Below are 19098 nucleotides of genomic sequence, written 5' to 3' on the forward strand. Positions count from 1 at the left end.
GTTCCCTCGAAGTCTTGTCTCCCCTGAGGTGTTTCTGTGGCAACAAGGTTCTGGCCATGAAATGTGCTTACTTTGTCCGTCCTCACATAGGCGGGACCTATTCGGTTTTCACGCGTCTGCGCGCCTCGCTTGCCCAGTCGGGCATAGAGCTTCGCTGGCTTGCTGCAGGCGCTGCTGGCGATACGGTCAATGTGCCGACAGGGCAGGGGCTTGATGATGCGCTTCGCAAGGGCGATGCCATCGACCGCATGGGTGTGCTGGATGAAGAAACCCGCGCAAGGCATATGATCAGCTTCCTGCGCGAAAACCATTTCGACGCCGTTTTCGTCAATGTTCTTGCGAACCGTTTCGAAACCAATCTGGCGCGCTATCTGCCCGCCGATATTCTGCGCATCATGATCGTGCACAATATCACACCCGGCACCTACGCGGCGGCGCGGGCAATCCGTGATCATGTTCACGCAACCGTCGGTGTTTCAAAACGCTGCCGTGACGATCTCGTGCGCCAGCATGGTTTCGATGCGTCGCGCACGCTTGTCATCCCGCATGGACTGAACCGGGACATTCACTTGTCGCGCAAGGTTCAAAAGCCGGATGAGTCCGGCCCGCTTCGCCTGCTTTATCTGGGGCGGATGGAAGACAATTCGAAGGGCATTTTCTGGCTGCCGAATATTCTGCGCGAGCTTGATTGCTCCTATCACCTGACGGTCGCCGGTAATGGTCCCGATCTGGAACAGTTGCGGCATCGTCTTGCGCCTTTCGGTGACAAGGTCAGTTTTAGTGGCTGGGTTGCGCCTGCCGATGTTCCCTGGCTGGTGAACCAGCATGACGTCATGATCATGCCGTCACGCTTTGAAGGTTTCGGCCTGACGCTCATTGAAGCGATGAGCCAGGGATGCCCGGCGGTCGTCTCGAAGATCGCTGGTGTGACTGATACGATTGTCACCGATGGCGAGGACGGGCTCTTGTTTCCCGTCGGCGATTTCCGTCAGGCTGCGCGTCATATAAACCGGCTTGCACGCGACCGAGAGCTACTTGCCGGCATGGCAGCCGCCGCCCAGCAGAAAGTGGAAACGGTCTTCGACAACGATATTGCTGGTCGAGCCTATGCCGGTCTTCTCGAACATCTCGCGGAGGATCGCCCAGCCATTGCGCCGCCACTGCCGCTTTCGCAATGGTCGATGCCGAACGCACTTCATTCCAGTTTGCGCAGTCGCTTGCCAAAACCGGTAAAGAACTGGCTGCGTCAGGTGCGCGAGCGCCTGCATACGAGATGGTCGGCAGCATGATCTGTGAATAAGAAAGGAGAAGGGGCATGAACCTTTTCACATCGCAGTTCCGCAATTCTCAGTTGCTCGCCAGCAAGGCGCACGCGCTCATTCCGGGCGGCTGTCACACCTATGCCAAGGGTGACGACCAGTATCCGGTACTCGCGCCCGGGTTCATCCAGCGCGGGTCCGGTTCGCATGTCTTCGACGTCGATGGCCATGAATATATCGAATATGGCATGGGCAATCGTGCGGTCGGGCTTGGCCATGCCTACCCGCCCGTCGTGCGCGCCGTGCGCGACGCCTTGCAGGACGGATGTAATTTTACGCGCCCAAGTGCCATCGAAGTCGAATGCGCGGAAAGTTTTCTGGAGCTGATCGACGGCGCCGAGATGGTGAAATTCTGCAAGGACGGTTCGGATGCGACCTCCGGCGCGGTGCGATTGGCGCGTGCCTATACCGGACGTGACATGGTTGCCTGTTGTGCCGATCATCCATTTTTCTCCACCGATGACTGGTTTATTGGAACGACGAAGATGAATGCAGGCATTCCAGCTTCGGTTTCGGCTTTGACGGCAACTTTCCGTTACAACGATATTGCAAGCGTTGAAGCCCTGTTTGAGGATTATCCGGGGCGTATCGCGGCCATTATCCTCGAACCTGCAAAGGCTGACGAGCCGCAAAACAACTTCCTGCAGGAAGCAAAGCGCATCGCCCATGAAAACGGAGCCTTGTTCATTCTGGACGAGATGATTACCGGCTTCCGCTGGCATATGCGCGGCGCGCAGAAGCTTTATGATGTCGAGCCGGACCTGTCCTGTTTCGGCAAGGCGCTGGGCAACGGTTTTGCAATATCGGCGCTGGCAGGTAAGGCGGAATATATGCAGCTTGGTGGTCTGACCCAGACCGACCATCCACGTGTGTTCCTGCTTTCGACCACCCATGGCGCTGAAACCCATGCCATGGCTGCGGCGATTGCCACGATGACGATCTATCGCGACGAGCCGGTGATCGAGAGGCTCTATGAGCAAGGTTCCAAACTGGCAGAGGGCGTGAATGCGACGATTGCCAGTCATGGGCTACAGAATCATGTTCGCCTGTTCGGGCGTCCGTGCTGCCTTGCCTATGGAACGCTCGACGAGCAAGGGCAGCCGTCGCAGGAATTTCGCACATTGTTCCTTCAGGAGACAATCCGGCGCGGCGTTCTGATGCCATCGCTGGTGGTGAGCTATACGCACAGTGACACCGACATTGCGCGCACGGTGGATGCCATCGACGGTGCACTCGACGTTTACGTCCGGGCGTTGAACGACGGTGTAAGCTCTTATCTGACCGGACGTCCTTCACAGGTGGTCTATCGCCGCTTCAATGAAACGCCGACCTATCCGCCGACGATGCGATGAAACACTTTGCAGCGGTTTTGATTGCCGCGATCCTGCTGTTTATCGCGGCAGGGTCATCTCAGGCGGCTGCTTCGTTTCCGATCAAGATCAGCCAGGATCGGCGCATTTTCGAGGATGCGACGGGTAAACCTTTTTTGCTGCAGGGCGATACTGCCTGGTCGCTGATCGCCGAACTGAAGCGCGAGGATGTCGAGATCTATCTGCAGGATCGCCGGAAGCGCGGCTTCAACGCCATTCTGGTCAATCTTGTCGAACACTATTTCTCCCGTGATCCACCCGCCAATGCCTATGGTGAAAAACCGTTCAAGGGCGATGCCTTTGGCGATCTCAACCCGAAATATTTTGACCACGCCGCTTGGGTGATCGGGCGGGCGGAGCAATTGGGGATAGTTGTTTTTCTGGCTCCCGCCTATCTGGGCGTGAACGGTAACAGTCAGGGCTGGTTCTCGAAGGCTGAGGTTGCCGGTCCCCAGAAAATGCGCGTCTATGGCGAGACGATCGCCCAACGATTTAAGGAATTTCATAATATAGTCTGGGTCTTGGGCGGTGATTTTAATGCGCCGGATCAGCGGCTTGTCTCTGAAATGGCTGAGGGTATAGCGCGCGTTGATCCAGACGCCCTCCAGACGGTGCACTCTGGCCGCAAGACGAATACGGCGGAACTCTGGGCCGATCAGTCCTGGCTGAGTTTCGATACGGTTTATACCTATGACGATGTGCATGCCACGGTTTCCGAGCGGCGCAAACCGAACAAAATGCCCGTTATTTTGCTGGAGGGGGGCTATGAGTTCGAGCGGGAGACGACCGCGCAAATGATCCGGCGCAACGCCTATGGTGCTTTGCTTGCCGGTGCTGCCGGACAGTTCTTTGGCAATAATCCCATCTGGCATTTTACCGGGCCGGGTGTTTTCACTGCTGATCGCAGCTGGCAGGAAGCGCTCGACAGCCCAGGCGCGCAGTCGATGACGGCGTTGAAGAGGCTCTTCGACAAACTGCCCTGGCCGCAACTTAAACCAGATGGCGAAGGAGCTGTTCTGGTCAGTGCGAAAAGCTATGCCGTATCGCTGCCTGATGGTACTTTGTCGGTGGTTTACGGGGACGCCAACGATTTCAAGGTACAGAAAAATGTCGTGAAAGATGGCCGGAAGGCCGTCTGGTATGACCCTGTTTCCGGCAAGTTTGCCGATGCAGGCCAGCCGACGGTGGAGGGGCTGATTGCCACCTACACGCCGAAGCGGGTGCAAAATTCCGGCGGCGGAACCGATTGGCTTCTGCTGATCGGCAGCAACGAGCGTCTGCGACCCATCCAAAAGAGGTAGGCGATACGTCCTTTCACGCTTTTCATAAACGCTTGTCCTAATCGGGCATGCCTTCGGTCAAGTCGTCGCTCCTGTCCTCTCTGGCTAACATGCATTTATCAAAGCTTGAGGAGTCGGACATGAAAGTACTGGTTACGGGCAATCAGGGCTATATCGGATCGGTCATGGTACCGGTCCTCATGAATGCGGGGCATGAAGTGTCCGGCTATGACATCGGCCTTTACGAACATTGCCTCTTTGAAGAAGGCGGTGCCGTTATGAACGTGCCGACCATCCGAAAGGACGTGCGCGATGTGTCGCCGCGCGATCTGGAGGGGTTTGACGCGGTCATTCATCTAGCCGCACTCTCCAATGATCCGCTGGGTAATCTCAATGAGGAATTGACCTACGACATCAATCACCGGGCAAGTGTCGCCGTGGCGAAAGCGGCCAAACGGGCAGGTGTCGGGCGTTTTCTGTTTGCATCATCCTGTAGCAATTACGGCATCAGCGATGCTGATTTGATCGACGAAACTGGAGAGTTGAAACCGGTAACGGCCTATGGCCGGTCCAAGGTGCGGGCGGAACAGGAGATCCGGGAACTGGCAGATTCAAGCTTCTGCCCGGTCTATCTGCGTCCAGCAACGGCTTACGGTGTTTCGCCTTTCCTGCGTTTCGACATCGTGCTCAACAATCTCGTGGCATGGGCGGTGACGAAGGGGCTGATCTATCTCAAGTCCGATGGCACGCCATGGCGACCCATCGTGCATATCCGCGATATTTCCCGCGCCTTCATGGCGGCTATGGAAGCACCGCGCGAAAAAGTCTGGAACGAAGCTTTCAATGTCGGTTCGACGGAGCATAACTACCGCATCCGCGACATTGCGGGCATCGTCGCCGAGAATGTTCCCGATTGCCGTATCGAATATGCGGATGATGCCGGACCGGATACACGTTCCTATCGCGTCAGTTTTGAAAAGCTGGCGCGGGTGCTGCCAGAGGCAAAACCGGAATGGGATGCCGTTGCTGGCACGCGCGAACTGCTTGCCGCCTATAGCCGCTCGACGCTGACACTTGAGGAGTTTGAGGGCCCGCGCTTCCAGCGCATCGCGCATATTCGCAAGCTGATTGCGGAAGGGGTCTTGGATGCCGATCTGCGGCGCGCTGACGATGAACCGCAACCGCTTCGGGCAACGGCGTGATGGATACGGGGGCCGGGCACAAGGGCGTTGAAATTGCCATTCCGCCATTGTCGAACGGGATGGCCATCTACGATCTTGCTGCCCGCCTCTATCCAGTCTGCCGCAGTCTCGCCGGTGATGGCGTGCGCGAAACGCTTGCCATCATCGGGGAACATTTGCCGCTGACGGTTCATCAGGTTCCAACGGGCACTCTGCTTTATGATTGGAAGGCCCCGCAGGAATGGATCATCCGTGAGGCCTATATCGCGGACATGAACGGCAATCGCATCGTCGATTTTGCCCGGCATAATCTGCATGTGGTGAATTTCAGCGTGCCTGTGCGGGTGCGAATGCCGCTCAACGCGCTGAAGGAGCATATTCATACACTGCCCGACCAGCCGGACCTCATTCCCTATCGCACCTGTTACCATGCGGAGGGCTGGGGCTTCTGCATGACGCATAACGGGTTTCTGTCGATGCAGGACGGCGACTATGACGTCGTGATTGATGCGGAGCGCCGGGACGGTTTTCTGACCTTCGGCGAGTTCATTCACCGGGCGGAAACCGACGAGACGTTCATCCTGTCGGCACATCTTTGCCACCCGTCGCTGGCCAATGACAATTGCTCTGGGCTGGCGCTGCTGGCGCGTCTTGGCGAAGTGCTGCAATCACGGCGCACGCGCCTGACCTACCGGCTGCTTTTCGGCCCGGCGACTTTCGGCGCTCTTGCATGGCTAAAGCAGAATGAAGAGCAACTGGGGCTGGTCCGGCACGGGCTGGTCCTGTCTTGCGTCGGCGATGCTGGTGGGCCGAATTACAAGCGCAGTCGTCGCGGTGATGCGGAGATTGATCGCATTATGGGCCATGTCCTTGCCGGTTGCACCAATGCGACGCTTCATGATTTCTGGCCATATGGCTATGACGAGCGCCAGTTCTGTTCGCCGGGATTCAACTTGCCAGTCGGTATGTTCCAGCGCAGTCTTTATGGCACCTTTCCGGAATATCACACATCAGCCGACAATCTCGATTTCATCAAACCGGACTATCTTGAGCAATCGTTCAACATGGTCTTGCAGGCTGTTGAAATTGCTGAGCGAAACTGGCTTCCGCTGAACACGTCGCCAAAGGGGGAGCCGCAGCTTGGGCGGCGTGGCCTTTATGGAAACATGGGCGGAGACAGTCGCGCCGCGCAAAACGCCATGGCGCTGCTGTGGGTGCTCAATCTGGCGGATGGCGAACACTCCATTCTCGATATGGCAGAGCGTGCGAAACTGCCATTCGCAACCCTTGCCGATGCCGCAGACCGGCTCCGTGATGCAGGCTTGTTGGTGGAGAGCTAAAGCAGCGGCCAGGCCAGATCCTTATCGGAAATGACGCTTGGCCTGTTCGGCCATGGTATGCCGAGCGACGGGTCGTCATAGCGTAAACCTGTCGCATAATCAGGTGCATAGGGCTTCGAGATCATGTAGCGCACGAGGACGTCAGAGGTCAGGGTCTGGAAGCCGTGTGCGCAGCCTTCGGGGATGTAGAGCTGGACGCCGTTTTCGGCGGATAGTTCCACGCCGGCCCAGCGCCTGTAGGTCGGCGAATGCGGGCGCAGATCGACCAGAACATCCCAGATGACGCCCTGCAGGCAGGTGACGAGTTTGGTCTCCGAATGTGGCTCGTTCTGGTAGTGAAGGCCGCGCAATGTTCCTTCTTCGCGTGAGAAAGACAGGCTGTGCTGCGGAAAATGTGTTTCCATCTGTCGCTCCGCGAAGGCGGCTTCGCAATAGACCCGCGCGAACCAGCCGCGCTCGTCCTCAAGCCTTTCCGGCTCGATAGACCAGGCGCCATCGATGTTGAGCGAAGTGAAACGCATGTTTTGCTCCGATTTCCATACATGCGCATTCTGACAGCGGGATTATCGGGCGATAGAAGTTTCTTCGATGCATCCAAATAGCCTTCCGGGCGAGGCCAACCTGTCCGAATGAGGTAGGCGCCTACGCCCACGTCGCCATAGGGTGAAGATCGGGTACCTACTCCTCGTAGTCCGTCCGGTGAATGTTGCGCCCGATCGTATGTACGGCTCGCCCCTGATGACAGTCTCGGCAATTTTTAGGCCGCTTAGTAGTTTTGATTATCCGACGTGGATCGGAGTTCAACCCCATCAACCCGTAACGGACCAGTCCGAAGGTTCGTTGAGGCGAGGAACGACGTATGACCATCCAGACGCCGGATATTTCGCGGAGCACGAGCATGGCGCAAGAGCAGACCGGCTGTCGCCTGTGCGGTAAACTACTCAAACACACCTTTGTTGATCTTGGGATGTCGCCGCCTTGCGAAAGCTTCATTACGGCGGATCGCCTCGACCGCATGGAGCCTTACTACCCGCTCTACGCGCTTGTCTGCGATCATTGTTATCTGGTGCAGTTGAAGGAGTATTTCTCGCCTGCCGAGATTTTCACTGAATATGCCTATTTCTCGTCTTTCGCCACCAGCTGGGTCAGCCATGCGAAGACCTATTGCGACGATATAACCGAGCGGTTGGGACTGAACGAAAACAGCTTCGTGGTCGAGATTGCCAGCAATGACGGTTATCTCCTGCAGCATTTCCTGCCGAAGGGCATCCCGATCCTCGGCATCGAACCGGCGGGCAATGTGGCAGAAACGGCCATTGCCAAGGGCGTGCCGACGCGCGTGGATTTCTTTGGTTCGACGCTCGCTGCCGAACTGGTCGGCACAGGACGCAAGGCCGACCTCCTGATCGGTAACAACGTTCTGGCGCAAGTCCCTGATCTCAATGACTTTGTGCGCGGTCTGCAGCTGTTGCTGAAGCCGGAAGGCGTGATTACGCTGGAGTTTCCGCATCTCGCCAATCTTATCGAACAAAACCAGTTTGACACGATCTATCACGAGCATTTCTCGTATTTCTCGTTGCTGACGATCCGGTACATGGCGCACCGCCATCACCTGAAGGTCATCGACGTGGAGGAACTGTCAACCCATGGCGGGTCGCTCCGGGTGTATCTTGCGCATAACAGCAGCAAGCGGAAGGCAGGACCGCGTGTGGCCGCCCTTCTGAAGCGCGAAGAGAGTTTCGGCCTCAACGAGATTTCGACCTATGAGCAGTTTGCCGAAAAGACCCGGCGCACCAAGCGCGATCTCCTGTCCTTCCTGATTGCAGCCAAGAATGCCGGCAAGCGCATCTGCGGTTATGGCGCGCCGGGCAAGGGCAATACGCTTCTGAACTATTGCGGCATTGGCACGGATTTCCTGGATTTCACGGTCGATCGCAATCCCTACAAGCACGGGCGTTTTACACCGGGCATGCACATTCCGATCTACGATGTGTCGGCGATCGACAAATACCGGCCCGATTACATCCTCATCCTGCCGTGGAACTTCAAGGACGAGATCATCCGGCAGATGCAGCACGTGGTCGAATGGGGTGCAAAGTTCATCATTCCGATCCCACACGTCACGTTGATTGACCCGGCACTACTCACAGAGGAGCGGTAAGTCATGAAAGTCGTTCTGTTCTGCGGCGGTCTTGGAACCAGAATCCGCGAATATTCGGAGAACATCCCGAAGCCGATGATTCCGCTCGGCCATCAGCCGATCCTGCATCACGTTATGGAATATTACAGCGACTACGGGCACAACGAGTTCGTTCTGTGCCTGGGCTACAAGGCCAATGTCGTGAAGGATTTCTTCCTGACGATCCGCCCGCAGACCTTCGCGGACTGTGTGGTTTCCGATGGCGGGCGCAATGTGCAATTGCTTGAGGAAGTGGATCGTGACTGGAGCGTGACGCTGCTCGATACGGGGATCTGGCGCAATATCGGCGAGAGGCTCTGGAGTGCGCGGTCGCATGTGGCGAATGAGGATATGTTCCTTGCCAATTACAGTGACGGGCTCAGTGATGTCGATCTCGACGACATGACGGAACGTTTCCGTGCCAGCGGCAAGATTGCCTGTTTCCTCGCCGTCCGCCCGCCGCTGACCTATCACCTTGCAGATATTGCCGAAGGCGGCGACGTGAGGGCTTTCCGGACTTCGAACACCTCCGATATCTGGATCAATGGCGGTTACTTCCTCTTCCGCAAGGAAATCTTCGACTATATGCGCGAAGGGGAAGAATTGGTGCTTGAACCATTCGGCCGTCTGATCGCCGAAAACCAGCTGATGGCCTATAAATATGAGGGTTTCTGGCGCTCGATGGATACGCTGCGCGACTGGCAGACGCTTGAGGACATGGTCGAAAAGGGCGACATGCCCTGGAAGAGGCACAAGGCGGAAGAGGCCGAACGACGCGCTACCAATGTCGCGATAGCGCTATGATCGATCTGCGCTCGCTCGCTAATCAGAGCCGTCCGCTGCAGTTGCTTTGTCTGGGCGCGCATTCCGACGATATCGAAATCGGTTGCGGCGGCACGCTTCTGAGCCTGATCGAGAGCGGCACGCCATTGCATGTGGAATGGTGTGTTTTGTCGGGAAATGAAGAAAGGCGCGCGGAGGCAGAGGCTTCCGCGCGCGATTTTCTGCGCGGGATAGACAGTTTCAACATTCATCTTGCCTCGTTCGAGGATAGTTATTTCCCGGCGCAAAGCCGTGAGATCAAACAATGGCTGATCGAACAGCGCGGGCGAGGGCAGCCGGATATGGTCTTTACTCATCGCCATGGCGATGCGCATCAGGACCACCGCACGGTCAACGAGCTGACATGGAACCTGTTTCGGGATCAGGTGATCCTTGAATATGAAATCCCGAAATGGGATGGCGATCTGGGCCAGCCCAACGCCTATTCGGCGCTACCGGCTGCGATCATGGATCGCAAGATCGACCTGTTGATGAAACACTTCGGCACGCAGCGCTCGAAGGACTGGTTCGATGCGGAAACTTTTCGCGGGCTTGCCCGGCTACGCGGCATGGAATGCCGCGCGCCTGAAACCTACGCCGAGGCGTTTCATGCCCGTAAGTTGCGGTTGTTTTAGTTTGCAACTGGCTCTGCATTTGTGTCGACACGGACGACCACCGACATGCCGGGCACTAGACGTGCCGCATCCGGTTGATCTTCATTGATGGCGATGCGAACGGAAAGGCGCTGCGTGATCTTGGTGAAGTTGCCGGTCGCATTGTCGGATTTGATGACGCTGAATTCGGAACCGGCAGCAGGCGCGAAGGCTTCGATGTGCCCCTTCAGCTCGGCATGACGCAGCGCATCGACGGTGAAAGTGACCGGCTGGCCAATCTTCATGCCGTAGAGCTGAGTTTCCTTGAAATTCGCCATTACCCATTTGATCTTTGGTACGACGGAGACGAGCTGCGTTCCCGCTGTCACATATTGACCGAGGCGCACGCCCACTTCGCCGAGCGTGCCGTCACGTGGTGCAATGATATGGGTGTTCTGCAGATCGATCCGCGCCAGTTCAACGGTTGCTTCCGCATTGGCGATATCGGCATTGAGGCTGTCGCGATTGACGATGATGGACTGCAGGTCCTGTTGTGCGACGGCCAGCGCTGCCTGAGCTTCCTCGACGGAGGCCTGCGCCTGAAGCAGGGTTCCGTGAGCCGTATCGGCAGAACTTTGCGTGGTCACACCGCGCGGCAGCAAAGCCTCGACGCGCTTTGCATTGGCTTCGGCCACCTCAAGTGCTGCCTTGGCGCCGGAAATCTGTGCCTGCCGCGACTGGATCGTCGCTTCAGCCGAACGCTGGCTCTGTTCTGAATTGGCCAGGGCTGCCTTCTTGCTGTTGAGTGCGGCCAGCGCCTGATCCAGCTTTTGCTGATAGCTGCGGCTGTCGATCTCAAACAGTAGGTCGCCCTGTTTTACTGTTTGATAGTCGTTGACATTGACCTTGGTGACATAACCGGCGACCTGCGGACTGATAACCGTCACCTGTCCACGGACATAGGCGTTATCGGTTGTCTCGACGGTGTGTTTGAAAGGCGGCAACTGCCACGCCCACAGCACCATCAGAACGCCTGCAAGGCCGATGATGAGGGCGAGACCACCGCGAATATACTGTTTTCCAACTGACATTTTCAAATACTCGTCGATTTAACCAGCCACAGTAGCGTTATGGTGGGTGTGCATGTTTTCATAGAAGCGATAGGCGATCAGGCAAACGAGCGAGAGGCCCGCAATGACGGAGATTGCGAGAAAAGCATCGTTATAGGACAGCACCGTCGCTTCCTTGGTGACCTGTTGTCCGAGAAGCGCCAGCCCTTCGGCCTTCGTCAGTCCCTGATCAGCCAGAACCTTTGCATAGGTGCCGGAGAGCGCCTGAACGCGCTGGGCGACAACGGGGTTGGACATGACCAGTTGCTCCACCAGATAGGCGGAATGATACTTTTCGCGGATCGCGATGAATGTGCTGAACACGGCAGAGCCGATAAGACCGCCGATGTTCTGCGTGAACAGGAAGATGACGATGAAACTCGTCATGTAGGTCGGTCCTTGTTTCAGCGCCTTGGTGATGCCCGCAAGCATGGCCGGGGGCAGGAACAGAGCGCCGCCGAAGGCTATCAGGCCCTGACTGAGATAGGCGTTGTGCGGGCGGGTCAGGTTTGTGGCATGGCTGTCCAGAAAGGCACCGACCGCGATGAAGACCAGCGCCAGCCCGAAGATGAACGATACGCGTTCAAGCTTCATCCACATGCCGCAGGTAATGCCCCCCGCCAAGGATGCAGCGAGAATGACGAGATAAAGGCCACGGCTCTGGCCGTCCTGCAGGCCGAATGCCTGAAAGAGGCCGACCGCACCGGTTGTCTGCTCGGCAAGCACGATGCGGAATATGAAGAGGATCAGCGTGAAGCGCAGGATTTCCGGTTGGAACAGCCAATGCAGGTTCATCAGCGGCTGCTCGCGGTTGAGTTCGATTGCGGCAGCGCAGGCAAGAACAGCGATTGAGATCGCCAGACATATGCCGATCCAGGGGGCTTCGAACCACCAATAGTTCTTGCCCTGAACCAGTACGACCGCGAGAAGCCCAAAGCCGATGGCAATCAGTCCGTAAGCGACGAAATCCAGCCAGTGCAACACTTTTGCACGCGGCGCTTGTGTCATCGGCAGGATATAGACGACGGCGAAGGCTGCGAGCGACAGGCCGATTTCGACCATATAGAGCTGCTGCCATTGGCCGATATCGAAAAGTAGCGGTGAGATGACACGCGCCAGTGGGCCTGCTGCAGCCGAACAGGTGAGCGCAAGGCTGAGGCCCCAAGTCATTTTCTTGGCGGGCGGAAAGGCTTCGAGCATGTAAAGAAAGCCGATGGTCGAGATCGGCGCCGCAGCAGCGCCCGCAATGAAGCGGATCGGGATCGCCGACCAGATATCATAGACAAGCAGATGCAGCAGGGAAGAAATCAGGAAAACGGCAATCGCGATTTCCGCAAAGCGGCGCAGACCGAACTGGGTGCGTATCTTGATGAGAAGGATCGTCAGGCTGGCATAGGGAGCCATATAGGCTGCGATCAGCCATGAGGTTTCCGTCAGCGTTGCGCCAAGTGATCCCTGTATCTGCTGCGTGTTGGCCGAGATGAAATACATGCTGAGACCGCGCGTCGACCACATGAGGACAGACGCGGCGATGTAGATAGCGGACATGTAAACCGGCATATGCGGAACGGCAGGCGTTGCAGCCGGTTGGCTTGCCGGGGAAGCCTGTTGTCCTTGCTGATCGTTGTCTTCTTCCGACATGGTTCTAGCGGTCTTTCCCCGCGAGTGTCGTTTCCACCGTTTGGCTGATTTCCTGAAGAACAGTAAGGGCAGTTTCAAGTGACTTCGGATCGAACTTTTGCAAGAGCTCCGACCGGATGTTGCGGGTGATTTCCTGTAACTCGCGCACCTGCGCCTGCGCCTCACCCGTCAGCTCAATACGTTTCGCGCGGCGATCGCTTTCAACTGCGGCGCGATAGATCAACCCCTGCTTTTCAAGGCCATCCAGAAGGCGGACCACGGAAGGGTGCTCGATTTCCAGAGCATCTGCCAGCTCGCGCTGGTTCCAGTCGCGCTGCTGGGCGAGAAGCAGGAGTACGCGGGCACGTGCCAGCGTCAGCCCGCGTTCCCGGACGCGGGAATCGAACAGGTTACGCATTTTGCGCGCGGCCGTGGAAAGCTCCATCGTGAAAGCCGCTTCGAGATCATGTTTTGACTGAGACATTGTATAGCTATCTATTATATGTGTAGCTATATATAATGTTTAGAACATGCTAATCAATGGGTTTGATGGCACTCAGATGCAGGAACGGAAAAATATTTGCGGCTTCGGGAATAAATCGCGGTCGTCGATTGTCTTATCTCCATATCGCATGTCGCGATTGGAACCCCGTGAGGCAGATCATGAAAACGTTTGGTTTTATGTCCGTACTGGCAATCGCTACCGTGGCGGCGTCAGCCGCGCTGGCCGCGCCATCCGTCAAGACGATGGAAAGCTCGAAGGGGCAGGTGCTGGCAGGCGCCAAGGATATGACGCTCTACACTTTCGACAAGGATAGCAAGGGTGAATCCAGCTGCTATGATACTTGCGCAAAGAACTGGCCGCCCTTCATGGCGATGAAGGGAGCAAAGGCTTCCGGCGCATATACGCTGGTCAAGCGCAAGGATGGCAGCGAGCAATGGGCGAAAGACGGAATGCCGCTCTATTACTGGGTGAAGGACAAGAAGCCCGGCGATGTCACCGGAGACGGCGTTAATGGAGTCTGGCACGCAGCAAAGCCATGAGGCCGATGTGAGCCATCCTGCTCCCGAAAGCTTCGAGGGCCAGCTTCTGGCCCTCCTGCCGGTCATGCGGCGTTATTCGCGTAGCCTTGCTCAGTCCGATGCCGAAGGCGAGGACCTTTTGCAGGATTGCGTGGCGAAGGCGTTGTCGCGGCGCGGCCAGTGGCGTGGCCTCAATCTGCGTGGGTGGATACTCACGATGATGACCAACCTCTATCGCAATGGCTACAAAAGCCGCGCCCGGACCCGACATGAAACGCTGGATGCTGTGGAAAATGTCAGTGTCGCTGCGACGGAGACGGATCCGTTCCAGCTGCAGCAGCTTGAAGAGGCGATCAACACCCTGCCGGACGATAACCGCGCCGTGCTGATGCTCATCGTCGTCGAAGGCTACAGCTATGGCGAGGCGGCGGAAATGCTGGGCATACCTGTCGGAACGGTCATGTCGCGGCTTTCACGGGCAAGACATCGCGTTGCCGAACATATGAGCGGCTCGAATATTGTAACGCTTCGGAGAAACCGATGACAGAACGCAATTCTCCCATAACCGAAGCGGAACTGCTCGGCTTTGTCGACGGGCAATTGTCCGAAGCAGAACATGCGCGCATTGCCGGGCTTCTTGAAAGCAACCCCGAGCAGGCGGCGCTGGCTGCCGAATGGCGCAGACAGAACGAAGGTATCAGGCAACTCTTTTCCGGTTATGCCGAGGCAAAGAACGACGATCCCGGAATGATCCGCTCAGCGGGGATCCGCCAGTTGCGAACCTATCGTAGCACTGTTGCCGCAGCGGTTCTGGCGGCCTTGTTGATCGGCGCCGCAGGCGGCTTTGCAGGTGCGCGCCTGTTTGCGGAAGCCGAGCCGCAATTGGCGAGCGTGCAGACTCTGCCACAGCAGTCGCAGGCGGCATATCTCATCTATGCCAGCGAAGTACGGCATCCGGTTGAGGTCTTTTCCAACGAAGAGGCGCATCTTGCGACATGGCTTGGCAAACGGCTCGACATACCCGACCTTCGTGTTCCCGATCTCCGCTCGTTGGGTTTTCAGCTTGTCGGTGGGCGCCTGTTGCCGGTTGACGGCAAGGCGGGCGCCTTCTTCATGTATGAGGACGAGGCAGGAAAACGGCTTTCGGTGATCGTCGGTCGCAATCCGGATAACCGCGATACGAGCTTCCGTTTTGCTTCAAACGATGGTGTCGAAACTTTCTACTGGATCGACAACGATCTTGGTTATGCAGTAAGCGGCGAGATTTCGCGCGAACGGCTGCGGCAGGTGGCGGAAGAATGCTACCGCCAGTTTCCGGGCTGACCTGCTTATCGGTCGTCGCTGAAAGCGTGAACCATCGCATCCTTTGAGCTGCCACTCGCGATCAATGCGGCAAGCAGGATGCGCGCCTGACCCGGGCGAAGCGTATGTGCGTGAATGGCTCCAGCTTCGCCAAGATCATATCCGCCGCCGCCGCCGCCATAGCCGGGTGTCAATAGGCCTTCCGGTACGCGGCTTGAAACTGCAACGGGAATATTGCGGCGCGAGCATTCGCGGACAGCTTCGACAACGCAGGGTGTGGTATTGCCCGAACCGAGCGCTGCAAGAACGATGCCGCTGGCACCGGCTGCAATGCTCGCCTCTATGTGGAGGGCATCGCAGCCGGGATAAATGGCAATCGTGTCGATCCGGCGGTCACCGACAGGAGCGGGAAGCGTCGGGCTCTGGATAGGGATCATACGTGCAGAGCGGAAGGCGTCGGCGCTGTCGCTGCTGAACTTGTATGCCCCCCAAGCCGGTACGATCCGTCCACCGAAGGCAATAAGGACGCCTTTGTCGGCATTGGCCGGATCGCAGGCAAGCCGAATGGCGGTGGCGAGATTTTCCGGCCCATCCGCCTGCGGGTGGTCGGCGGTAAACTGTGCTCCGGTGAAAATCACGGGTTTGCTGATGCGGCGCTGCAGATGCACCAGCAGCGCCGTTTCTTCCATGGCATCCGTTCCGTGCAGGACGACGATGCCGTCGACGTCGCCATCCTTGAGGCAGGAACCGACGGAATCGCTGATGCGCTGCATGTCGGAAAGGGTGAGGCTTGCAGAATCCTTCGCCATCAGGTCGACCGGGCGAAGCTCCGCTTCAAGGCCCGGTACGAATTCCAGCAGATCCTCACCGGACAGGACCGGTGTGCTTGCTCCGTCTTCCCCACGCTTGCTGGCGATGGTGCCGCCAGTGGCGATCACCGCTATGGAAGGCTTTGCAAGCGTCATATTTCCGAATCCTCTCACTTACCGGGAATGCTGGCGTCTACAGCACGTTCGGTAGCAAGTCGATGGATGCGTTCACGCATCATATACCAGCCGAGGATGAGGGCAGGGCCGATGATTGCCAGTGAAGCAATCGTCCATGTGCCGACTGGATAGTCGAGCGCCATCAGGACAAGCACGCCAAGCAGGAATGCGAGTGTGAGGATGCCGGTGTAAGGTGCACCGAACATTCGGAAATCCGGGCGCACGATTTCGCCGCGACGCGCAAGGTGCCAAAGTTTCAGCTGACAAAGGACGATAACACCCCATGCCGTGATGATGCCGAGTGCGGAGAGATTAAGCGCGATTTCAAAGGCTGCCGCAGGCACGACAGCATTGAGAACAACACCGATGACAGTGACGACAGCGGTAACCGCGATGCCCATATAGGGAACGCCGTTCTTGTTCATCTTGGCCAGTGAGGCTGGCGCCGAGCCGGAAATGGCCATGGAGTGCAGGATGCGCCCGGTGGAATAAAGCCCGGCATTCAGCGACGACAGAACCGCAGTCAGGACGACGAGGTTCATGATGATATCCGCACCTTCGACGCCGATCTTGCCGAAGAAGGTCACAAACGGGCTCTCGCCAGCAGAATAGGCTGTGTAGGGAAGAAGCAGCGAGAGCAGCAGAACAGAACCTACATAAAAGACGAGAAGGCGGAAGACCACGGTGCGGATTGCGCGGGGCATGACCTTGCGCGGGTCTTCGGTTTCTCCCGCTGTGGTACCCAGCAACTCAATGGATGCATAAGCGAAAACCACACCCTGGATGATGATGAATGCAGGCAATATGCCGTTCGGGAAAAGGCCTCCGCTATCCGTGATGATGCTGAAGCCAGCCGAATGACCGTCAATCGGCGTGCCGGAGACAACGAAGTAAATGCCGACAACCAGAAAGGTCACGAGCGCAATGACCTTGACGAGACTGAACCAGAATTCCAGCTCGCCAAACACTTTCACCGACAGAAGGTTCATCGACAACACGATGACAAGGGCCGTCAGTGCGAACACCCATTGGTCAATGCCTTGCAGCCACGGCACATAGTGCTTGAAAAAATTCATATAGAGCGCGACAGCCGTTACGTCCGCGACCGACGTCATGGCCCAGTTGAGCCAGTACATCCAGCCTGCCACGAACGCCAGTTTTTCACCGTAGAATTCGCGGGCATAGGAGACGAAGGAACCGGAGCTGGGGCGATGCATGATGAGCTCGCCCAGTGCACGCAGCACCAGAAAGGCAAAGAATCCGCAGAGGGCATAGACGAAGACCAGGGCCGGACCTGCCATTGCGAGGCGTCCGCCTGCACCGAGAAAGAGCCCGGTTCCGATTGCGCCGCCGATGGCGATCATCTGGATCTGACGCGGTTTCAGGGCTTTGTGATAACCACGGTCCTCTTCAATGAACACTTCGCGTTCGGCCGGGGTGGCCTTCATGGTTTCGATCGGCATTGCTCCTCCCTGAGAGCGCGGTTTCGACAGGCGACCGTTCGGCGTGAAAGGCCAATTAGGGCGTGCCGCCGGTCATTCAATGAGGGTATGGAATTCATCCCTATTTGATGGGTATTCTGTAAAGCTGCATGACAGATTTTGAAGCCGGTTTTAACGCATATCGCAGAACGCGCGTCAAGTATTCGGCTTCAAATGAGAAGCATCGCATGCATTTCCGAAATAGGCTGGCAGGGAAAAAATCAGCAGGAATAAAGTGTTACCGGCATGTGCTTATCTGGCATGAAAATGCCGCACCAAGCCAGATTGGCATGAATAATCTGCGCGAATCCTGTGTAAAGCGGTGGTCCTGCAATTGTGGTGTCAGACCTCATCCTTGCCGATGATCGTCGTTACAGCAGTCTTGACTTTGCTCAGATGCGCTTCCATCGCAGCGCGGGCATCAGTTTCCGATCCCGCCTCAATAGCTTCGACAATCAGGCGATGTTCGACATTCGAAGCTTCGCGGCGGCCAGACATCAGGTTGACGAGTTCAGATTGCTGGATCAGCGCCTCGCGGGCATCAGCGACAATCTTGGAGAAGACCGTGTTTCCGGAAGCCTCGGCAATCGCGCAGTGAAATTCGGAATCGAGCAATTCCCATTTCTGTGGGTCCGTCTGGCGGTCCATCTTGTCGCAAAGTTCAAGCAGGTTGGCGAGTTGTTCGGCGCTGCGTCGTAAAGCTGCCCAACCTGCCGCCGGCACTTCGATGAACGGGCGTGCCTCGATCAGATCACGCGCGGAATAGCCGCCATAACTCAGTTCGCTCGCGGGGGAAGCATTCAGGACGTAGGTGCCACTACCTGTTCGGGTCTGGGTGAGGCCCAGTGTCTGTAGTGACCGCAGCGCCTCGCGCACGATTGGGCGGCTGACACCGAACCGGCCAGCGAGTTGAGTTTCAGAGGGCAGGCGGGTGCCCACGGCAAGGCGACCGGATGTGATGGCCGAGCGAATATCGTCGAATACAACTTCAGCCGCATTCTTTCGTGTGACCGGATGTGTGTCCGATAGCCAGTCGGCCAATTCGCTCATGTCCGAACCTCCGTCAATTGCTTCGCTCCTGTCAAGCAGCTAGGCAATTTTCAGAAGGATATCAATCCCAAAGCGGTTCAAAAAGGCAGATCAAGAGACACAAAAAGCCCTGCGCTCCAGCTGGAGCGCAGGGCTTTCCTATTGGAACTTATCAGGCCGCTGTGGCGGCCGTGTTCAACTTGTTGGCCGACAGGATGCTGATGAACGCTGCACCATAAGCTGTGAGCGGCGCCATCTTGGCAAGCGCGCTCGCAATGGCGTCGTGGTGGCTCAACTCTTCCTCGGAATCGTGGCGGAAGGATACGCAAACAGTTTCGCCATCTTCACCGATGAATTCTACCTGATAGGAATTTTCCTTGCCGCATCTTTTGACCAGAGCATCGACAATTTGCATGCAATCATTCTCCTTCCGAGCCGCATGAACGCGCTGGAATGAAGATGGT

The 19098-nt window shown here is 57.1% G+C and carries 19 protein-coding genes; 11 read left to right on the forward strand and 8 right to left on the reverse strand.

Annotation, left to right across the window (positions count from 1 at the left end; genetic code table 11):
- Positions 1-56 precede the first annotated feature (56 nt).
- The 5 genes from CES86_RS10925 (at position 57) to CES86_RS10945 (ending at position 6490) form a co-directional block, all read left to right on the forward strand.
- Positions 57-1289 carry a glycosyltransferase family 4 protein gene (locus tag CES86_RS10925; protein ID WP_029927696.1) on the forward strand — a complete coding sequence of 411 codons (1233 nt, stop codon included), beginning with the start codon at positions 57-59 and terminating at the stop codon, positions 1287-1289.
- Positions 1290-1315: 26 nt separating this feature from the next.
- A complete protein-coding gene (locus CES86_RS10930) occupies positions 1316-2671 on the forward strand; it encodes a glutamate-1-semialdehyde 2,1-aminomutase (RefSeq protein WP_094514384.1) in 1356 nt (451 codons plus the stop codon).
- Positions 2668-3990 (forward strand): apiosidase-like domain-containing protein, encoded by a 1323-nt coding sequence (locus CES86_RS10935; protein ID WP_029927692.1) that lies wholly within the window; start codon positions 2668-2670, stop codon positions 3988-3990. The genes CES86_RS10930 and CES86_RS10935 overlap by 4 nt, the downstream gene beginning before the upstream one ends.
- Before the next feature lie 119 nt (positions 3991-4109).
- Positions 4110-5171 carry an NAD-dependent epimerase/dehydratase family protein gene (locus CES86_RS10940; RefSeq protein WP_012092816.1) on the forward strand — a complete coding sequence of 354 codons (1062 nt, stop codon included), beginning with the start codon at positions 4110-4112 and terminating at the stop codon, positions 5169-5171.
- On the forward strand, positions 5171-6490 hold the full coding sequence (locus CES86_RS10945; RefSeq protein ID WP_094514386.1) for a DUF4910 domain-containing protein: 1320 nt from the start codon (positions 5171-5173) through the stop codon (positions 6488-6490). Before CES86_RS10940 ends, CES86_RS10945 begins: the two co-directional genes overlap by 1 nt.
- On the opposite strand, the gene rfbC is transcribed toward CES86_RS10945, so the two are convergent.
- Positions 6487-7011: a dTDP-4-dehydrorhamnose 3,5-epimerase gene (rfbC, locus tag CES86_RS10950; protein WP_010658587.1), complete on the reverse strand. Its 525-nt coding sequence runs from the start codon at positions 7009-7011 to the stop codon at positions 6487-6489. The genes CES86_RS10945 and rfbC overlap by 4 nt on opposite strands.
- 338 nt (positions 7012-7349) lie before the next feature.
- On the opposite strand from rfbC, the gene CES86_RS10955 reads away from it, so the two are divergent.
- Genes CES86_RS10955 through CES86_RS10965 form a run of 3 tightly spaced genes read left to right on the forward strand, consistent with a single transcriptional unit; the run spans position 7350 to position 10126 of the window.
- Positions 7350-8651 (forward strand): class I SAM-dependent methyltransferase, encoded by a 1302-nt coding sequence (locus tag CES86_RS10955; protein WP_029927688.1) that lies wholly within the window; start codon positions 7350-7352, stop codon positions 8649-8651.
- Between the two features lie 3 nt (positions 8652-8654).
- Positions 8655-9473: a sugar phosphate nucleotidyltransferase gene (locus CES86_RS10960; protein WP_010658589.1), complete on the forward strand. Its 819-nt coding sequence runs from the start codon at positions 8655-8657 to the stop codon at positions 9471-9473.
- Complete coding sequence (locus CES86_RS10965) at positions 9470-10126, forward strand: PIG-L deacetylase family protein (protein ID WP_029927687.1); 657 nt, start codon at positions 9470-9472, stop codon at positions 10124-10126. The genes CES86_RS10960 and CES86_RS10965 overlap by 4 nt, the downstream gene beginning before the upstream one ends.
- Here the strand turns inward: CES86_RS10965 and CES86_RS10970 are convergent.
- The 3 genes from CES86_RS10970 to CES86_RS10980 are packed head-to-tail and all read right to left on the reverse strand — an operon-like array spanning position 10123 to position 13297.
- Positions 10123-11175 (reverse strand): HlyD family secretion protein, encoded by a 1053-nt coding sequence (locus CES86_RS10970; RefSeq protein ID WP_029927685.1) that lies wholly within the window; start codon positions 11173-11175, stop codon positions 10123-10125. The genes CES86_RS10965 and CES86_RS10970 overlap by 4 nt on opposite strands.
- An 18-nt stretch (positions 11176-11193) precedes the next feature.
- The gene (locus CES86_RS10975) at positions 11194-12834 is read right to left on the reverse strand and encodes an MFS transporter (RefSeq protein WP_010658592.1); all 1641 of its coding nucleotides are present in this window, start codon (positions 12832-12834) and stop codon (positions 11194-11196) included.
- 4 nt (positions 12835-12838) lie between these two features.
- Positions 12839-13297: a MarR family winged helix-turn-helix transcriptional regulator gene (locus CES86_RS10980; protein WP_094514387.1), complete on the reverse strand. Its 459-nt coding sequence runs from the start codon at positions 13295-13297 to the stop codon at positions 12839-12841.
- Positions 13298-13476: 179 nt separating this feature from the next.
- Between CES86_RS10980 and CES86_RS10985 the strand changes: the two genes are divergently transcribed.
- Genes CES86_RS10985 through CES86_RS10995 form a run of 3 tightly spaced genes read left to right on the forward strand, consistent with a single transcriptional unit; the run spans position 13477 to position 15159 of the window.
- Entirely contained in the window at positions 13477-13857 is a 381-nt protein-coding gene (locus CES86_RS10985; protein WP_012092824.1) for a COG4315 family predicted lipoprotein, read from the forward strand.
- A complete protein-coding gene (locus tag CES86_RS10990; RefSeq protein WP_029927681.1) occupies positions 13829-14380 on the forward strand; it encodes an RNA polymerase sigma factor in 552 nt (183 codons plus the stop codon). Before CES86_RS10985 ends, CES86_RS10990 begins: the two co-directional genes overlap by 29 nt.
- Positions 14377-15159: an anti-sigma factor family protein gene (locus CES86_RS10995; RefSeq protein WP_029927678.1), complete on the forward strand. Its 783-nt coding sequence runs from the start codon at positions 14377-14379 to the stop codon at positions 15157-15159. Before CES86_RS10990 ends, CES86_RS10995 begins: the two co-directional genes overlap by 4 nt.
- A gap of 5 nt (positions 15160-15164) precedes the next feature.
- On the opposite strand, the gene CES86_RS11000 is transcribed toward CES86_RS10995, so the two are convergent.
- The 4 genes from CES86_RS11000 to CES86_RS11015 form a co-directional block, all read right to left on the reverse strand.
- Positions 15165-16103 carry an asparaginase gene (locus CES86_RS11000; protein ID WP_029927676.1) on the reverse strand — a complete coding sequence of 313 codons (939 nt, stop codon included), beginning with the start codon at positions 16101-16103 and terminating at the stop codon, positions 15165-15167.
- 14 nt (positions 16104-16117) lie between these two features.
- A complete protein-coding gene (locus CES86_RS11005; protein WP_010658598.1) occupies positions 16118-17587 on the reverse strand; it encodes an amino acid permease in 1470 nt (489 codons plus the stop codon).
- A gap of 360 nt (positions 17588-17947) precedes the next feature.
- Positions 17948-18655: a FadR/GntR family transcriptional regulator gene (locus tag CES86_RS11010; RefSeq protein ID WP_029927671.1), complete on the reverse strand. Its 708-nt coding sequence runs from the start codon at positions 18653-18655 to the stop codon at positions 17948-17950.
- Positions 18656-18806: 151 nt separating this feature from the next.
- Complete coding sequence (locus CES86_RS11015) at positions 18807-19049, reverse strand: hypothetical protein (RefSeq protein WP_010658600.1); 243 nt, start codon at positions 19047-19049, stop codon at positions 18807-18809.
- Positions 19050-19098: the final 49 nt, after the last annotated feature.

The organism is Brucella lupini (assembly GCF_002252535.1).
GTDB lineage: Bacteria > Pseudomonadota > Alphaproteobacteria > Rhizobiales > Rhizobiaceae > Brucella > Brucella anthropi.